Genomic DNA, 17,477 nt, shown 5'->3' on the forward strand with positions numbered 1-17,477 from the left:
AAAGGCTGCCGCATGACCAGTTCGGGCAACACCGGTAAGGCACAGATCGGGGTCACCGGCCTCGCGGTCATGGGATCCAACATCGCGCGGAACTTCGCCCGGCACGGCTACACCGTTGCGCTGCACAACCGCTCGATCGCCAAAACCGATGCGCTACTGGCCGAGCACGGCTCCGAGGGCAACTTCGTGCGCAGCGAGACGATCGCCGAGTTCCTCGACGCGCTGGAGAAGCCGCGCCGCGTGCTGATCATGGTCAAGGCCGGTGACCCGACCGACGCCGTCATCAATGAGCTCGCCGACGCGATGGAGGAAGGCGACATCATCATCGACGGCGGCAACGCGCTCTACACCGACACCATCCGCCGCGAGAAGGCGATCCGGGAGCGGGGTCTGCACTTCGTCGGCGCCGGCATCTCCGGCGGCGAGGAGGGCGCGCTCAACGGCCCCTCGATCATGCCCGGCGGCCCCGCCGAGTCCTATGTCTCACTGGGTCCGCTGCTGGAGGAGATCTCCGCGCACGTCGACGGGGTGCCGTGTTGCACCCACATCGGCCCCGATGGCGCCGGGCACTTCGTGAAGATGGTGCACAACGGCATCGAGTACTCCGATATGCAGCTCATCGGCGAGGCCTACCAACTGCTGCGCGACGGCCTGGGCCTGGCCGCCGGACAGATCGCCGACGTCTTCACCGACTGGAACTCCGGCGATCTGGACAGCTACCTGGTGGAGATCACCGCCGAGGTACTGCGCCAGGTCGATGCGAAGACCGGCACACCGCTGGTCGATCTGATCCTCGACGAAGCCGAGCAGAAGGGCACCGGCCGCTGGACGGTGAAGTCCGCACTGGATCTGGGTGTGCCCGTCACCGGCATCGCCGAAGCGGTGTTCGCCCGCGCACTGTCGGGCTCGGTGGCCCAGCGCACGGCCACCACCGGCCTGGCCTCCGGCGATCTCGGCGAAAAACCAACGGATGCAGCGCAGTTCACCGAGGACATCCGGCAGGCGCTGTACGCCTCCAAGATCATCGCCTACGCCCAGGGCTTCAACCAGATCCAGGCCGGCAGCGCCGAGTACAACTGGGACATCACCCCCGGCGACATGGCCACCATCTGGCGCGGCGGCTGCATCATCCGGGCCAAGTTCCTCAACCGCATCAAGGACGCCTTCGACAATGATGCCGACCTGCCCACCCTGATCGTCGACCCGTACTTCCGTGACGCCATCGAGGCCGCCATCGACAGCTGGCGCCGCGTCGTGGTCAAGGCCACCGAGCTGGGCATCCCGATCCCCGGCTTCAGCTCCGCGCTGTCCTACTACGACGGACTGCGCACCGAGCGGCTGCCGGCGGCGCTCACCCAGGGCCTGCGCGACTTCTTCGGCGCCCACACCTACGGCCGCATCGACACCGACCGCGACAAGCGATTCCACACCCTGTGGAGCGGTGACCGCAGCGAGGTCGAGGCCTGAGATTCCCCGAACCCGATTGCAATGTCACCCTGACAGCGGAGCCACGCACATATATCCATGGCGGCGCTGTCAGGGCGACATTGCGCGGCGCACTACCCCACTAGAATCGGTGACGTGCAGTTCCTCAACGGTCACACCCCGCCCTACGACCTGACCTACAACGACGTCTTCGTCGTTCCCGGACGCTCCGATGTGGCGTCCCGCTTCGATGTGGACCTGTCCACCGTCGACGGATCGGGCACCACCATCCCGGTGGTGGTGGCGAACATGACCGCCGTCGCGGGCCGACGGATGGCCGAGACCGTGGCACGCCGCGGCGGCATCGTGGTGCTGCCCCAGGATCTGCCGCTTTCGGTGGTCCAGCACACCGTGGACTTCGTGAAGAGCCGCGATCTGGTCGTCGACACCCCGGTCATCCTGGGCCCCGACGACTCGGTCTCCGATGCGATGGCGCTGATCCACAAGCGCGCGCACGGCGCGGCGGTGGTGGTGTTCGAGGGCAGGCCGATCGGCGTGGTCACCGAGGCCTCCTGCGCCGGGGTGGACCGGTTCGCCCGGGTCCGCGACATCGCCATCAGCGACTTCATCACCGCGCCGGCCGGCACCGAACCGCGCAAGGTGTTCGACCTGCTCGAGCACGCTCCGGTCGACGTCGCGGTGCTCACCGACGACAACGGTGAACTCACCGGTGTGCTGACCCGTACCGGCGCCATCCGCGCGGGCATCTACACCCCCGCCGTGGATGCCTCGGGGCGGCTGCGCATCGCCGCGGCGGTCGGTATCAACGGTGACGTCGGCGCCAAGGCCCGCGGGCTCGCCGAGGCCGGGGCGGACCTGCTCGTGATCGACACCGCACACGGTCATCAGGCCAAGATGCTCGAGGCCATCGCGGTGGTCGCCTCACTCGATCTGGGTCTGCCGATCGCCGCCGGGAACGTGGTGTCCGCCGAGGGCACCCGCGACCTGATCGGCGCGGGTGCCTCCATCGTCAAGGTCGGTGTCGGCCCCGGCGCGATGTGCACCACCCGCATGATGACCGGCGTCGGGCGCCCACAGTTCTCGGCCGTCGTCGAATGTTCAGCGGCAGCAAAGGAACTCGGCGCTCACGTGTGGGCCGACGGCGGGGTGCGCCACCCCCGCGACGTGGCCCTGGCACTTGCCGCGGGCGCCTCCAACGTGATGATCGGCTCCTGGTTCGCCGGCACCTACGAATCACCCGGCGACCTGTTGCGCGACCGGGACGGACAGCCCTTCAAGGAGAGCTACGGGATGGCCTCCAAACGCGCGGTGGCCGCGCGCACCGCCGCCGACAGCGCCTTCGACCGAGCCCGCAAGGGTCTGTTCGAAGAGGGCATCTCCAGCTCCAGGATGGCTCTCGACGCGGCGCGCGGTGGCGTGGAGGACCTGCTCGACCACATCACCTCCGGGGTGCGCAGCACCTGCACCTACGTCGGCGCCACGACGCTGCCCGAACTGCACGACAAGGTCGTCCTCGGCGTGCAGTCGGCCGCCGGGTTCGCCGAGGGACACCCGCTGCCCACCGGTTGGTGATTCCGCCGGCCCGATCCGGGCAGTTACCATGTAGCGATTCCGTCGCCATGACATCCGTCAATACAGAGAGGGACCCCGTGCCACAGGCACCCGTGGAAGCCCGCGGAGATCGATTGGGCTCCGGGATTCCGCTCGGCACACCGCCCTCGCCCAGCGAACCCGGTGAATCCGAGCCGTCCAGTAGCCGGCCGGGCATCAGGCCCGGCAGACCCGCGGTGAGCAGACGATGAGTCTCACCATGACGCTGCTCAGCCTGCTCGCGTTCATCCTGCTGACCGCAGGAACCGCCTTGTTCGTCGCGGCCGAATTCTCCTTGACCGCACTGGAACGCAGCATCGTCGAGTCCAACGCACGGACCGGCGGACGGCGCGATCAGTTCGTCCTCAAGGCACACCGCACCCTGTCCTTCCAGCTGTCCGGCGCGCAGCTCGGCATCTCGATCACCACGCTGGCCACCGGTTACCTGGCCGAACCCGTGGTGGCCCGGCTGCTCTACGCGCCGCTGACCGCGCTGCGCGTCCCCGCCGACTGGGTGAGCCCGATCGCTCTGGTGCTGGCGCTGCTGATCGCCACCTCGGTGTCGATGATCTTCGGTGAGCTGGTGCCCAAGAATCTGGCCATCGCCAAACCACTGCCCACCGCCCGTTTCGCGGGCGCGCCGCAGTGGTACTTCTCCAAGCTGTTCACCCCGGTCATCAAGGCCACCAACGGCACCGCGAACTGGATCCTGCGCCGGTTGGGCATCGAACCGGCCGAGGAACTGCGCTCGGCACGTTCCCCGCAGGAACTGGTGTCGCTGGTGCGTACCTCGGCGCGCAGCGGCGCGCTGGACGCCGATACCGCCGTCCTGGTCGACCGTTCACTGCAGTTCGGCGACCGTTCCGCCGAGGAACTGATGACCCCACGGTCCAAGATCGAATCGCTGGAACTGGAGGACACCGTCTCCGACCTGTTGGACGCCTCGATCCGCACCGGCTATTCGCGTTTCCCGATCGTCGACGGCGACCTCGACCAGACCGTCGGCATGGTGCACGTGAAGCAGGTCTTCGAGGTGCCGGCGCAGCGGCGCGCCACCACCCCGTTGTCCCGGTTGGCGGTGCCGGTGCCCACAGTGCCCGCGTCGCTCGACGGCGACGCGGTGATGACCCAGATCCGCGGCAACGGGATCCAGACCGCCATGGTCGTCGACGAATACGGCGGCACCGCGGGCATGGTCACCTTCGAGGACCTGATCGAAGAGATCGTCGGCGATGTGCGCGACGAACACGATGACGCCACACCGGATGTGGTGCAGAGCCGGGCCGGCTGGCAGGTCTCCGGACTGCTGCGGATCGACGAGGTCGATTCCGAGACACCGTTCCGGGCCCCCGAGGGCGATTACGAGACGATCGGCGGCCTGGTCCTGGAGAAGCTCGGGCACATCCCCGACGTCGGCGAAACCGTGGAGCTCACCGAGTTCGACCCGGACAAGCCCGGTGAGGACCCGGTGCGCTGGCAGGCCCGGATCCTGAGGATGGACGGCCGGCGTATCGACCTGCTGGAGCTCGTCGAGACCGCCGGCGCCGACGGATCACCCGCCGAGGGCAAGGAGCGCTCCGATGGGCGGTGACCTGTTCGCGGTCGCACTGACCGTCCTGCTGCTGGGCCTCAACGCGTTCTTCGTCGGCGCCGAGTTCGCCCTGATCTCGGCGCGGCGTGACCGCCTCGAAGCGCTGGCCGAGCAGGGCAAGAAACGCGCAGTCACGGTGATGCGTGCGGCGGAGAACCTCTCGCTGATGCTGGCCGGCGCGCAGCTGGGCATCACCATCTGCTCGATCCTGCTCGGCCGGGTCGGCGAGCCCGCGGTGGCCCATCTGCTGGAGAAACCGTTCGCGCTGATCGGCGTCGGCGACGCCGTCCTGCACACGGTGTCATTCATCGTCGCGCTCGCGGTGGTCGTGACCCTGCACGTGCTGCTCGGCGAGATGGTGCCCAAGAACATCGCCATCGCCGGACCGGAAGCCACCGCGATGCTGCTGGTACCGCCGTACCTGATGTACATCCGCGCGGTGCGCCCGCTCATCGGCTTCTACAACTGGGCCGCCAACACCACGCTGCGGGCGATGCGGGTGGAACCCAAGGACGAACTCGACGTCACGGTCTCCACCGTCGAGCTGTCCGACATGATCGCCGAGTCCCTGTCGGAGGGTCTGCTCGACCGGGAGGAGCACACCCGGCTGACCCGCGCCCTGCAAATCCGTGATCGCAGCGTGGCGGATCTGGCCATCCCGCTGGACCGGATCCACGCGGTGCCGTCGGCAGCACCGGGGTCCGGACCCACGATCGCGGCAGTCGAGCGGGCGCTCTCGGAAACCGGGTACTCCCGCTTCCCGGTGACCAATGCCGACGGCAGCTACCTGGGCTACCTGCACATCAAGGATGTGCTGCCGGTGCTCCACGAGGAGCGCACCACGCTGGACGCCGCGATGGTGCGCCCGCTGATCGAGGTGGCATCCACGCTGCCGCTGCCCGATGCGCTGACCCGGTTGCGCCGCAACAAGAGTCACCTCGCACTGGTCACCGACGGTGGCCGGGTCACGGCGATGGTGACGTTGGAGGATCTGGTGGAAGATCTGGTCGGCACGGTGCGCGACGGGACGAACCGGATCTGATGGCGACCGTCCTCACCGAATCGGACTGGCTGGCTCGGGAGGCCGCGCACCAGCAGCGTGTCGCGCGGTTCACCGCGCCGCATCAGCAGCGCGCGCAGCGCGGCGAACCCCATCCGGTGTGGGATTTCCTGTTCACTTACTACAGCCTGCGGCCCCGCCAGCTACGGCGCTGGCATCCCGGCTTCGGCGTCGCGCTCGCCGGACCCGCCGCCGAACGCTTCGCCACCCGCCCCGGCTACCAGCGCATCGAGGGCACCGTGACGGTGACCGCTGAGCTGCTGACGGCCCGGCGCGACACCGTGGCGTTCATCGCCGACCTGCTGTCGGGTACCGCGCAGCGGCCCGCCCGGTTCAACTGTTTCGGGCTGCATGAATGGGCGATGGTCTACCGCTCGCCGGAGGTGCGCCACGGCCAGGTCCCACTGCGGCTGGGGTCGGCCGGCACCGATGCCGTCGTCGATTCGATGCCGTTGCGATGCAGCCATTTCGACGCCTTCAGGTTCTTCACCCCGGCCGCCGCCGAGCGCAACGGTGAGCGGTTGCGCCGCGACACCCAGCTGGTCACCGAGCAGCCGGGCTGCATCCACGCGGCAATGGACTGCTACAAGTGGGCCTACAAACTGGGACCGCTGGTGCCCTCGGAGCTGGTGATGGACTGCCTGGAACTGGCCGCCGACGCACGGGCGGTCGACATGTGTGCCAGCCCATACGACCTGACCGACTATGGTTTCGACCCGATTGCCATCGAGACCGCCGCAGGCCGCGCCGAGTACGTCACAGCGCAGCAGGGCATCACCGAACGGGCGGCGCCGTTGCGTGCGGAGCTGGCTCGCCGGTGTGACCTGCTGCTCACCCGGTCCTCCGCGGGGTCACCGGTAGTTACCGGCGGGTAAACTAGTCCGACTGCTAAGGGAGGAAACATGACCGAGCGCGTGACGGTGGGAAACCTGCGGGTCGCCAAGGTGCTGCACGACTTCATCACGACGGAAGCGTTGCCCGGCACCGGCCTGGATCCCGATACCTTCTGGTCGGGTGTGGACAAGGTCATCGCCGACCTCACTCCGCAGAACCAGGATCTGCTGGCCCGTCGTGATGACCTGCAGGCCCAGATCGACAAGTGGCACCGTGCCCGGGTCATCGGTCCCTTCGATGCCGCCGAGTACAAGCAATTCCTCACCGATATCGGTTACCTGGCGCCCGAGCCCGCCGACTTCAGCATCACGACCTCCGGCGTCGACGCCGAGATCACCAGCACCGCGGGCCCGCAGCTGGTGGTGCCGATCCTCAACGCCCGCTTCGCGCTGAACGCCGCCAACGCACGCTGGGGTTCGCTGTATGACGCGCTGTACGGCACCGACGTGATCCCCGAGGAGGGTGGCGCCGAGAAGGGCTCCTCCTACAACCGGGTGCGCGGCGACAAGGTCATCGCCTACGCCCGCAACTTCCTCGACGAGGCCGTCCCGCTGGCCTCGGGCTCCTGGACCGACATCACTGAGGTGACGATCACCGACGGCGTGCTGTCCCCGCTCTCGCCGATCCGAGCGCCTTTGTCGGGTACACCGGTGAACTCGGCGCCCCGGCCTGGTCGGTGCTGCTGGAGCACAACGGCCTGCACATCGAGATCCTGATCGACCCGGACTCGCCGGTTGGGTCGACCGACAAGGCCGGCATCAAGGATGTCGTGCTGGAGTCCGCCATCACCACCATCATGGATTTCGAGGACTCGGTGGCCGCGGTCGATGCCGAGGACAAGGTCCTGGGCTACCGCAACTGGCTGGGGCTCAACCGCGGCGATCTCGCCGAAGAGGTCAGCAAGGGCGGCAAGTCCTTCACCCGGGTGCTCAGCCCCGATCGGACGTTCAGCACCCCCGACGGCACGGGCCAGCTCAGCTTGCCCGGGCGCAGCCTGCTGTTCGTCCGCAATGTCGGGCATCTGATGACCAACGACGCGATCGTGGACGCCGACGGCAACGAGATCCCCGAGGGCATCCAGGACGCCCTGTTCACCGGCCTGATCGCCACCCACGGACTGACGGTCAGCGACGAGACGGGTCCGCACGCCAACAGTCGCACCGGCTCGATCTACATCGTGAAGCCCAAGATGCACGGGCCCGACGAGGTCGCGTTCACCTGCGAGTTGTTCAGCCGAGTCGAAGATGTCCTCGGTCTGCCCCAGGGCACCCTCAAGGTCGGCATCATGGACGAGGAACGCCGCACCACGCTGAATCTCAAGGCCTGCATCAAGGCCGCCGCCGACCGGGTCGTGTTCATCAACACCGGCTTCCTGGACCGCACCGGCGACGAGATCCACACCTCGATGGAGGCCGGCCCGATGATCCGCAAGGGCGCCATGAAGAGCCAGCCGTGGATCAAGGCCTATGAGGACCAGAACGTCGACGTCGGCCTGGCCACCGGCCTGTCCGGGCGCGCCCAGATCGGCAAGGGCATGTGGGCCATGACCGATCTGATGGCCGACATGGTCGAGCAGAAGATCGGCCAGCCCCGCGCCGGCGCCACCACCGCGTGGGTGCCCTCCCCGACGGCGGCCACCCTGCACGCCATGCACTACCACCAGGTCGACGTGGCGGCGGTGCAGAAGGAACTCGCAGGCAAGCGGCGCGCCACCGTCGACGAGTTGCTGACCATCCCGCTGGCCGGTGAGCTCGCCTGGTCGACCGATGAGATCCACGAAGAGGTCGACAACAACTGCCAGTCCATCCTGGGCTACGTGGTGCGCTGGGTCGACGCCGGTGTCGGCTGCTCCAAGGTGCCCGACATCCATAACGTCGCGCTGATGGAAGACCGCGCCACGCTGCGCATCTTGAGTCAGTTGCTGGCCAACTGGCTGCGCCACGGAGTGATCACCGAGGGCGACATCAAGGCCAGCCTGCGCCGGATGGCCGCTGTCGTCGACGAGCAGAACGCCGGCGACCCCGACTACCTGCCGATGGCACCCGATCCCGAGGCCAGCATCGCCTTCCAGGCCGCACAGGAACTGATCCTGTCCGGCACCCAGCAGCCCAGCGGCTACACCGAGCCGATCCTGCACCGGCGCCGCCGCGAGTTCAAGGCGCGTGCCGCAAGCCTGTGACTAGACTTCGGCGGGGCATTCGACACGACGAGTTGAGAGGGTAGGGATGGGCAGGCACAGCATTCCCGACCCCGACGAGGCCGACGACCGGACCGGCAACGGGCCGGACGCCGGTTACGGGTCGGAACCCGCCGGGGACAGTGACGCGGGTGTGCGCGACTCCGGTTACGGGGCCGACGAATACGGTCCTGACGACTACCGATCCGATGACTACGGGTCCGAGGAGTACGGCCCTGACGACTACCAATACGAAGTCGATCGCGGGTACGACGAGCCCGACCCGGCACCGCGAGGTTTCCCCGCCGTCGCCGACGAGGATTCGCCGACCCAGGCGTTCTCGGTCACCGGCCGCCAGCGCACCTACGAGGACGGCGAGTGGACCGGCAGTCACCGTGCGGTGACCACCGGGCGTCGCAAGGTCAGCCCCGTCGTCATCGGCGCCCTCATCACCGTCGTCGTGGTGGTCGGCGCCGTCATCCTGTGGCGCTTCTTCGGTGACGCGCTGTCCAACCGCAGCCAGGCCTCCGCCGATCGTTGCGTCGAGGGCGAGGTGACCGTCGCGGTCATCGCCGACCCTGCCATCGCCGAACAGGTCGGCACCTTCGCCGAGCAGTACAGCGCGACCGCCGACCCGGTGGGTGACCGCTGTGTGCAGGTCGCGGTGCAGGCCGCGGACTCCACCGCGGTGATCAACGGTTTCGCCGAGTCCTGGCCGGGTGAACTCGGTGACCGCCCGGCCCTGTGGATTCCGGCGAGCTCGATCTCGGAGGCACGGCTGGAGACGGCCAGCGGCGGCAAGACCGTCATCGACAGCCGGCCGCTGGTGAGTTCGCCGGTCGTGCTGGCCGTCCGGCCCGAACTCAAAGATGCGCTGGGCCAGCAGAGCTGGTCGGCCCTGCCGGGGCTGCAGAGCGACCCGGCCGGGCTCGACGGGCTCAACCTGCCGGGCTGGGGTGCCCTGAAACTGGCTCTGCCGCTCGCCGACAACAGCGACGCCGCATACCTGGCCTCCGAAGCGGTGGCCGCCGCCTCGGCGCCCGCCGGCTCGCCGGGCAGTGCGGGCGCGGGCGCCGCCCAACGCCTGCTTGCCGGGCAACCCGAGTTGGCCGACGCCGCCGCCTCGACCGCTTTGGATGCCCTCGTCAACGCCGCCGACCCGGCAACCGCACCCGTGCACGCCGTCGCCACCACCGAGCAGGAGCTGTTCGAGCGGGGCGCGAACCTCGCCGATGCCGCCGGCAAGCTCGCTTCCTGGATCCCCTCGGGGCCGGCGTCGGTGGCCGACTTCCCCGCGGTGCTGCTCAGCGGTGACTGGCTGTCCAAGGAACAGTTGGCCGCGGCGAGCGAGTTCGACCGCTTCATGCGCAAACCCGAGCAACTCGCCGAGCTCGCCAAGGCCGGATTCCGCGTCGAAGGGGTGGCACCGCCGGCCAGCCCGGTCACCGATTTCCCGGCGCTCGCCCAGCCCTTGTCGTTCGGGGACGCGGAGTCCCGCGCCACGCTGGCCACCCGGATGACCGCACCCGCCCAGAGCGGCACGGTCACCGTGATGCTCGATCAGTCGATGCCCGTCGACGAGGGCGGCCGTAGCCGGCTGACCAATGTGACCGCCGCGCTCAACGACCGGCTGCAGATGCTGTCGCCGACGTCGTCGGTGGGTCTGTGGACCTTCGACGGCGTGGCGGGACGCTCGGTGACCACCACCGGACCGCTCGGTGACGATGTCGGTGGCGAACCGCGCTCGGCGGCACTGTCAACGAATCTGCAGTCCCAGACGAGCTCCGGTGGCGGCGCGGTGTCCTTCACCACGCTGCGGCTGATCTACGCCGAGGCGCTGGCGAACTTCCGCGCCGGTGAACCGAATTCGGTGCTGGTGATCACCTCCGGCCCGCACACCGACCGCAGTCTGGACGGCCCGGGACTGATTTCCTACATCCAGGGCGCGGTGGAACCGGATCGGCCGGTCGCGGTCAACGTCATCAATCTCGGCGACGACCCTGACCGCTCGACGTGGGAAGAGGTCGCACAGGCCAGTGGCGGCGAGTACCGCAATGTGCCCAGCTCGGCCGATCCCGGTCTGGCCGATGCGGTCGCCGAATTCCTGGGCTGAGCGGGCCGGTTCAGCGCCGCCGCAGCACGCAGCGCACCCCGAAGTGATCCGACGGGAACACCCGCGGCAGTGCGGCCGAAATCGGTTCGCGGCCCAGTAGTTCGATCGATTCGGGTACCCAGGCATCACCCGCGGTGAGCACCCGGTCGAATCGGACGTGGCGGCGCTTGTCCTTCATGTCGAACCGCATGTGGTTAATGGTGGTGTCCTCGGTGTACCCGGGTTCTCCCGGGCGCAGCATCGGCCAGGCGTCCCGGTAGTCCGGGTCGATGATGGCGTTCTCGGAGTCACGGATGTTGAAGTCGCCCAACATCACCACGTTCTCGGCGTCGCGCTGGGATGCGAAGATCCGCTCGAGCTGGCGGGCACGCAGAGGCGCTGACGCCTTGCCGCTTTCGAGATGGATACCGACGACGGTCAGCAGCTCACCATTGACGGTGAGCTGTGCGGTCAGGTATCCACGAGACAATCGGGTCGGCAGCGGCGTGTAGGTGACGGTGTCGACGGGGACGCGGGACAGCAGCAGCATGCCGTAGTTGCCCCGGCGGCCCCCGACCGCCGCGGCACTTCGATAGCGCTCCCGGATCCAGGGTTGTTCTCCGAACACGGCGAGAGCATCGGGGGTCACCTCCTGAAAAACCATGATGTCCGGGGATTCTCGGGACAGCAGTTCGGCGATGGTGCGATGGCGCTGCCCGGCGTGGTGGTCGTTGAACCAGATGTTGTACGTCGTGACGGTGAGGCGTTCGACGTGGCCCGGGCAGGCCGTTTCGCGTGCGGCGACCCACCTTCGGCGTCCGGGATCGAACCGCAGCACGGGGACCTGTGCCGGGCGACGGAAATAGCCGCGCCACAGCCGGTCCATGCTGCCCAAGCTACTCCGCTGCGGTGGCGCACCCCCGCGGAGCCCGCCACGCCCGCGGCAGTGTCACCGCGATTCCGATCAGTCCGACCCCGAGCGGCACCAGCAGCGCCGCACGGTATGACTCGAGCAGGTCGGCACCCGTTGCCAGGACGGCGACCTGGACGGCGGTGGTGACAGCGAGCCCGATCGCCGCGCCGAACTGGAAGGTGGTGTAGAGCAACCCCCCGGTCAGGCCCTGCGCTGCTTCCTCGACGCCGTCGGTGGCGGCAATGGTCAGTGGGCCGTAGGCCAGGGTGAACGCGATCCCCAGCGCCAGGAAGCTGGGCAGCATGCTCAGGTACGCCCAGTCGTCCTCGACACCGGTGAACAACGCGAACGACAATGCCGAGAAGAACATGCCGACCACGATGACCCGCCACAGCCCGAACCTGCGGACCAGGACCGGGGTCAGTGTCGGCGCAAGGATGGCGTCGATGGCGACCACCAGCAGCGCCAACGCCGTGGTCAGTGCCGACCACCCGCGTAATTCCTGCAGATAGAGCACCACGATGAATTGGAACCCCATGAAGCCACCCGCCAGACAGCCGGCACCGATATAGGCGTTGACCAGGCTGCCGTTGCGCAGCAGACCAGGAGGGACGAGCGGGTCGGCGGCGGTGCGCTGCCGGACGGTGAATGCGGCGAACAGCATGAGCGCGACGGCACCCGTCGCTGCCGAGGCGAAAACGGAAGCGTGCGCGGCATTCTCGATCGTGGTGACGGTCAGGACCACCGCGCCGGTGATCAGCAGGGCGCCGGGCAGGTCGAGTGAACGCCGCGCTCTGACGGTGTCGCGTGGGATCAGCGGAAGACCCAGGGCCAGCACGGCGAGCGCCAGCACGACGGGAGCGAAGAAGACCCAGCGCCAGCCGAAGGCCGTCAGCACACCGCCGGCGATCAGCCCGAGCGAGAATCCGGCAGCGCCGATGCCCGCGTAGATGAGCACCGCGCGATCCCGTTGCGGGCCTTCGGGGAAGCTGGTGGTGATGATGGCGAGCCCGGCCGGCATCAGGAAGGCCGCCGCGATACCGGTGATGACGCGGACCGCGATGATCATCGCCCCACTGGGCGCAATCCCACCGAGCGCAGAGACACCGATGAAGACGACCAGGGCGATCAGGAAGACCCGCCGCCGTCCGTAGACATCGGCGGTGCGCCCGCCCAGCAACATGAAACCGCCATAGCCGATGACGTAACCGCTGACCACCCACTGGAGTTGGACGGTCGGCAGCGCCAAGGCCTCGCGGATCACCGGCAGGGCGATGTTGAACATCGCGATGTCGATGCCCTCCAGGAAGGCGGCCCCGCAGAGCGCCACCAGCAGCAGCGCCGAGCGTGTCCGCGAGGGCGTACGTGCGGGACCTGCCGCAACTGTGTCCATCTACCCCACCTCTAGGTTCCTATTGGTAACTGACCACATCATCAGGCACCATGGCGGTGTGGCGGAAGAAGGCACTTTGACGTCAGCCGGTACCCCTGAGGTAACCGACTGCTGCCCGGACGCCTTTCAGTGGGATCGGCGCGAAGACTGTGAGGTCCGCCAGATCCTCGACCGGATCGCGGACAAATGGTCGCTGCTCGTCATCGCCCTGCTCGAGGACGGGTCCATGCGATTCACCGAGCTCAAACGCATGATCGATGGTGTCAGCCAGCGGATGCTGACCGTCACGTTGCGCCAGCTCGAACGCGACGGCCTGGTGCGCCGCACCGTGCATCCCGTCGTCCCGCCCCGGGTCGACTACGAACTCACCGATCTCGGGCGCACCCTGCACCAGACCGTCCAATCGTTGGTCCGGTGGACCGAACGCCATCAGGGCGATATCGCGGCGGCGCGCCGGGCGTTCGACGCCGCTCACAGCTGAAGCAGACCCAGGGCCTCCCTGGCGAACACGTCGGGCACCTCGACCTGGGGGTAGTGCCCGATGCCCGGCAGTTCGACCACCGTTGCCGCGGGGCGCAGTTCACGCAGGCCGGCAAGGACGTTGACCGTGGCCACCGGATCGTCCAGCCCCCACAGGAAACTCAGCGGCTTCTGCCACGCACTGATCGCACCGTGCCACCGCGACGCGTAGCGCACCCGCTCGTCGAGATAGGCACACAGCAGGTGCGTGATCCGATGACCGTCGTTGTGCGCCAACAACGCCCATTGGGCCTCGGCCTCCTGTGCCGCCAGCGGATGATCCGCACCGAACAGCCGGCCGAAACCGCGCACGAAACCGCCCCGGCCGATCAGTCGCGACATCACCGGTCCGAGCGGTCCCCGCAGCACCTTCTGGGACGGGCGCAGACTGGCCCGCTCCAGGATCACGCTGCCATTGGTCAGCACCGCAGAGCGCAGATCGAACGGCAGCCGGCCTTCCACATCGCGGGCCAGCAGCTCGGTCGCCACCGACGTACCCATATCGTGCGCCACCATCGATACCGGCCCGGTGGTGGTCGCGGCCAGCACCTCCTGCACCAGGTCTGCCTGTTCCAACAGGCTGTAGGTGTGCGGTCGGCGCCGACTCCCCGGTCGCTGCGCTCCTGCCCACCGAGGCTTGTCCGACAGACCGAAGCCCAGGAAGTCCAGCGTCACCCACGGCCGGCCCGCCAGCTCGGTGACCACCTCGCGGTAATCGAAGGAGCTGGACGGAAATCCGTGCAGCAGAAGCACCGTCGGCCCCTCGCCGGACGCGGACCGGACGAACACCGAACCGGCGGAGGTGGCCAGGAAGCGTCCACCGTCGGCCCAGTTCTGCACATCTGCAGGCAGCACCGGGCCAGGCTAAGCGAATGCCTCCACCGGCGGGCAGGAACACACCAGATTGCGGTCGCCGTAGGCGGCGTCGATCCGGCGGACCGGCGGCCACACCTTCGGACGAAATCCCTTGCCCAACGGGTATGCGGCCTGCTCCCGCGTGTAGGGGTGCGACCACTCCGGCACCAGCAGTGCCTCCGCGGTGTGCGGGGCACCGCGCAGCGGGTTGTCCTCCACCGGCCACTCCCCCGAACCGACCTTGTCGATCTCGGCCTTGATGGCGATCATCGCGTCACAGAACGCGTCCACCTCGGCCAGGCTCTCGCTCTCGGTGGGCTCCACCATGAGCGTGCCGGCCACCGGGAAGCTCATCGTCGGTGCGTGGAAACCGAAGTCCGCCAACCGCTTCGCCACATCGTCGACGGTGACGCCGGTGGCCTTGGTAATGCCGTTGAGATCAAGGATGCACTCGTGGGCGACCATGCCGTTCTCGCCGGTGTAGAGCACCGGGAAGTATTCGTCGAGGCGGCGCGCCACATAGTTGGCCGACGCGATCGCGGTCAACGAGGCTGCCCGCAGCCCGGCCCCGCCCATCATCCGGATGTAGGTCCAGGTGATCGGCAGGATCGACGCCGACCCGTACGGGGCCGCCGAGACGGTGTAGCTGTCGCCGAGTTCATCGGCCAGCGGATGGCCGGGCAGATACGGCGCCAGGTGGCTGCGCACCGCGACCGGTCCGACGCCGGGACCCCCACCACCGTGCGGGATGCAGAACGTCTTGTGCAGGTTGAGGTGGCTGACATCGCCGCCGAAGCGACCCGGGCGGGCCAGCCCGACCAGCGCGTTGAGGTTGGCGCCGTCCACGTAGACCTGGCCGCCCGCATCATGCACGGCCGCACAGATATCGGCGACATCATGCTCGTACACCCCGTGGGTGGACGGGTAGGTGATCATCAGCGCGGCCAGCCGCTCGGCGTGCTGCGCGACCTTGGCACGCAGGTCATCGAGGTCCACGTCCCCGTTGGCGCGGCAGGACACCACGACCACCCGCATCCCGACCAGTGCTGCGGAGGCGGCATTGGTGCCGTGCGCACTGGAGGGAATCAGGCAGACGTCGCGGTCGGTCTGACCGTTGGCCCGGTGGTAGGCCTGGATGGCGAGCAGCCCGGCGTACTCCCCCTGCGATCCGGCGTTGGGCTGCAGCGAGATCTCGTCGTAGCCGGTGATGCCGGTCAGCCAGTCCTGCAGATCGGCGATCAGGCGGCGCAGGCCCGGGTTGTCCGACGCCGGGGCGAACGGATGCTGCTTGGCGAATTCCGGCCAGGTGATCGGTTCCATCTCGGCGGCCGCGTTGAGCTTCATCGTGCACGACCCGAGCGGGATCATGCTGCGGTCCAGCGCGATGTCCTTGTCCGCCAGCGACCGTAGGTACCGCATCATCGAGGTCTCGGTGCGGTACAGATGGAACGCCGGGTGGGTCAGGAAATCCGATGTCCGGGTGGCGATATCGACGCCCGCGGGCTGCACGGGCGCCACCGCGAATGCCTCCAGCACGGCCGCGACATGCGCGTCGGTGGTGGCCTCGTCGCAGGCCACCGACACGTGATCGGCGTCGACCTTCCACAGGTTGATGCCCGCGGCCTTGGCCGCGGTGAGGATCTCGTCGGCCCGGCCGGGAACCTTGGCCAGCACGGTGTCGAAGAAGGTGTCGTGCACCAGCGAATCACCCAGCGCCGCAGCGATCTTCGCCGCCTGCCCGTGCACCCGACGGGCGATCGCGGTCAGTCCGGCGGCGCCGTGGTAGCTGGCGTACATCGCCGCGATCACGGCCAGCAGCACCTGCGCGGTGCAGATGTTGCTGGTCGCCTTGTCGCGCCGGATGTGCTGCTCGCGGGTCTGCAGGCTCAGGCGGAACGCCGGCGATCCATCCCTGTCGACGGAGACACCGACGAGGCGGCCGGGAAGCTGGCGGGCATGCTTGGTGTGCACGGCCAGGTAACCGGCGTGCGGGCCGCCGAATCCCATGGGCACACCGAAACGTTGGGTGGTGCCGAAGGCGACGTCGGCACCGATTTCGCCGGGCGGAGCGATCAGGGTGGTCGCCAACAGGTCGGCCCCCACGGCGACGAGCGCGCCGCGCTGATGGGCCTGGGCGACCAGTGCGCTCCAGTCGTCGACGCGTCCGCTGGCGCCCGGCAGCTGCACGATCACACCGAAGAAATCGCCTTCGGGCAGGCCGTCGCGCAGGTCGGCGGTGACGATCTCGATACCCAGCGGCTCGGCGCGGGTGGCGATCACCGCCGCGGTCTGGGCGTACACATCGGCGTCGACGGCCAACCGGTTCGACGGACCCTTCACCGCACGGTGCATCAGCGTCATCGCCTCGGCGGCGGCGGTGCCCTCATCGAGCATCGAGGCGTTCGCCACATCCAGGCCGGTCAGGTCGCTGACCATGGTCTGGAAGTTGAGCAGCGCCTCCAGCCGGCCCTGGCTGATCTCGGGCTGGTACGGCGTGTAGGCGGTGTACCAGGCCGGGTTCTCCAGGATGTTGCGTTTGAGCACCGGCGGGGTCAGCGTGTCGAAGTACCCCTGGCCGATCATCGACACGGCAACGGTGTTGGACTCGGCCAGGGCGCGCAGCTCGGCGAGGGCCTCTTCCTCGGTGGCCGCCGGCGGCAGGTGTTCCAGGCCGGGTGCCAGGCCGTCGGCGCCGACCGCGTCGAGAATGCCGGCCGGCAGTGCCTTGTCGGCCAGCTCATCGAGCGAGCCGACGCCGATGACGTCCAGCATGGTGGCGATGGCGTCGGCATCGGGCCCGATGTGGCGGGCGGCGAAGCCGGAATGGTCAACAGACACGTGATCTCCCCTGTTCGAGGGCGCGGACAGCCGAGTCCCTCTCCCTCTGTCGGGGCGCCTGAGAGATTCAGCCGTCGTCGGCCTTTCCCCATGGGCGGGCGCGCGGAGCA

At 68.5% G+C, this 17,477-nt stretch carries 11 protein-coding genes and 1 pseudogene; 8 read left to right on the plus strand and 4 right to left on the minus strand.

What is annotated here, in order from left to right; genetic code table 11:
• Positions 1 to 12: 12 nt before the first annotated feature.
• The 7 genes and pseudogenes from gndA (at position 13) to C6A86_RS15745 (ending at position 10,870) form a co-directional block, all read left to right on the plus strand.
• Positions 13 to 1,467, plus strand: a complete 1,455-nt coding sequence (gene gndA / locus C6A86_RS15715; RefSeq protein WP_105366473.1) for an NADP-dependent phosphogluconate dehydrogenase — start codon at positions 13 to 15, stop codon at positions 1,465 to 1,467.
• Positions 1,468 to 1,524: 57 nt separating this feature from the next.
• Complete coding sequence (locus tag C6A86_RS15720) at positions 1,525 to 3,018, plus strand: GuaB1 family IMP dehydrogenase-related protein (RefSeq protein ID WP_199196454.1); 1,494 nt, start codon at positions 1,525 to 1,527, stop codon at positions 3,016 to 3,018.
• Between the two features lie 226 nt (positions 3,019 to 3,244).
• On the plus strand, positions 3,245 to 4,627 hold the full coding sequence (locus C6A86_RS15725) for a hemolysin family protein (protein ID WP_105366475.1): 1,383 nt from the start codon (positions 3,245 to 3,247) through the stop codon (positions 4,625 to 4,627).
• Positions 4,617 to 5,669, plus strand: a complete 1,053-nt coding sequence (locus C6A86_RS15730) for a hemolysin family protein (RefSeq protein ID WP_105366476.1) — start codon at positions 4,617 to 4,619, stop codon at positions 5,667 to 5,669. Before C6A86_RS15725 ends, C6A86_RS15730 begins: the two co-directional genes overlap by 11 nt.
• Positions 5,669 to 6,562 (plus strand): 3-methyladenine DNA glycosylase, encoded by an 894-nt coding sequence (locus C6A86_RS15735; protein WP_105366477.1) that lies wholly within the window; start codon positions 5,669 to 5,671, stop codon positions 6,560 to 6,562. The genes C6A86_RS15730 and C6A86_RS15735 overlap by 1 nt, the downstream gene beginning before the upstream one ends.
• Positions 6,563 to 6,589: 27 nt before the next feature.
• Positions 6,590 to 8,760 (plus strand): annotated as a pseudogene (locus C6A86_RS15740) (malate synthase G).
• Positions 8,761 to 8,806: 46 nt separating this feature from the next.
• Positions 8,807 to 10,870 (plus strand): hypothetical protein, encoded by a 2,064-nt coding sequence (locus C6A86_RS15745; protein WP_105366479.1) that lies wholly within the window; start codon positions 8,807 to 8,809, stop codon positions 10,868 to 10,870.
• Positions 10,871 to 10,880: 10 nt separating this feature from the next.
• Here C6A86_RS15745 and C6A86_RS15750 read toward each other — a convergent pair whose 3' ends face one another.
• Together C6A86_RS15750 and C6A86_RS15755 are read right to left on the minus strand one after the other, a co-directional pair.
• Positions 10,881 to 11,735, minus strand: coding sequence for an endonuclease/exonuclease/phosphatase family protein (locus C6A86_RS15750; RefSeq protein ID WP_105366480.1), 855 nt, complete (start codon positions 11,733 to 11,735; stop codon positions 10,881 to 10,883).
• 10 nt (positions 11,736 to 11,745) lie between these two features.
• Positions 11,746 to 13,155 carry an MFS transporter gene (locus tag C6A86_RS15755; RefSeq protein ID WP_105366481.1) on the minus strand — a complete coding sequence of 470 codons (1,410 nt, stop codon included), beginning with the start codon at positions 13,153 to 13,155 and terminating at the stop codon, positions 11,746 to 11,748.
• A gap of 76 nt (positions 13,156 to 13,231) precedes the next feature.
• Here C6A86_RS15755 and C6A86_RS15760 point away from each other — a divergent pair, with 76 nt between their 5' ends.
• The gene (locus C6A86_RS15760) at positions 13,232 to 13,636 is read left to right on the plus strand and encodes a helix-turn-helix domain-containing protein (protein WP_105366533.1); all 405 of its coding nucleotides are present in this window, start codon (positions 13,232 to 13,234) and stop codon (positions 13,634 to 13,636) included.
• Here the strand turns inward: C6A86_RS15760 and C6A86_RS15765 are convergent.
• Both C6A86_RS15765 and gcvP read right to left on the minus strand, forming a co-directional pair.
• Complete coding sequence (locus C6A86_RS15765; RefSeq protein WP_105366482.1) at positions 13,627 to 14,529, minus strand: alpha/beta fold hydrolase; 903 nt, start codon at positions 14,527 to 14,529, stop codon at positions 13,627 to 13,629. The genes C6A86_RS15760 and C6A86_RS15765 overlap by 10 nt on opposite strands.
• Before the next feature lie 9 nt (positions 14,530 to 14,538).
• Positions 14,539 to 17,367, minus strand: coding sequence for an aminomethyl-transferring glycine dehydrogenase (gene gcvP / locus C6A86_RS15770; RefSeq protein WP_105366483.1), 2,829 nt, complete (start codon positions 17,365 to 17,367; stop codon positions 14,539 to 14,541).
• Positions 17,368 to 17,477 lie beyond the last annotated feature (110 nt).

It is taken from the genome of Mycobacterium sp. ITM-2016-00316 (assembly GCF_002968335.2).
Classification (GTDB): domain Bacteria; phylum Actinomycetota; class Actinomycetes; order Mycobacteriales; family Mycobacteriaceae; genus Mycobacterium.

What these genes read in the sequence shown, in the direction of transcription:
- gndA (WP_105366473.1), top strand. Translation starts at nt 13, where the DNA reads ATGACCAGTTCGGGCAACACCGGTAAGGCACAGATCGGGGTCACCGGC.
- C6A86_RS15720 (WP_199196454.1), top strand. Translation starts at nt 1,525, where the DNA reads ATGGCGGCGCTGTCAGGGCGACATTGCGCGGCGCACTACCCCACTAGA.
- C6A86_RS15725 (WP_105366475.1), top strand. Translation starts at nt 3,245, where the DNA reads ATGAGTCTCACCATGACGCTGCTCAGCCTGCTCGCGTTCATCCTGCTG.
- C6A86_RS15730 (WP_105366476.1), top strand. Translation starts at nt 4,617, where the DNA reads ATGGGCGGTGACCTGTTCGCGGTCGCACTGACCGTCCTGCTGCTGGGC.
- C6A86_RS15735 (WP_105366477.1), top strand. Translation starts at nt 5,669, where the DNA reads ATGGCGACCGTCCTCACCGAATCGGACTGGCTGGCTCGGGAGGCCGCG.
- C6A86_RS15745 (WP_105366479.1), top strand. Translation starts at nt 8,807, where the DNA reads ATGGGCAGGCACAGCATTCCCGACCCCGACGAGGCCGACGACCGGACC.
- C6A86_RS15750 (WP_105366480.1), bottom strand. Translation starts at nt 11,735, where the DNA reads ATGGACCGGCTGTGGCGCGGCTATTTCCGTCGCCCGGCACAGGTCCCC.
- C6A86_RS15755 (WP_105366481.1), bottom strand. Translation starts at nt 13,155, where the DNA reads ATGGACACAGTTGCGGCAGGTCCCGCACGTACGCCCTCGCGGACACGC.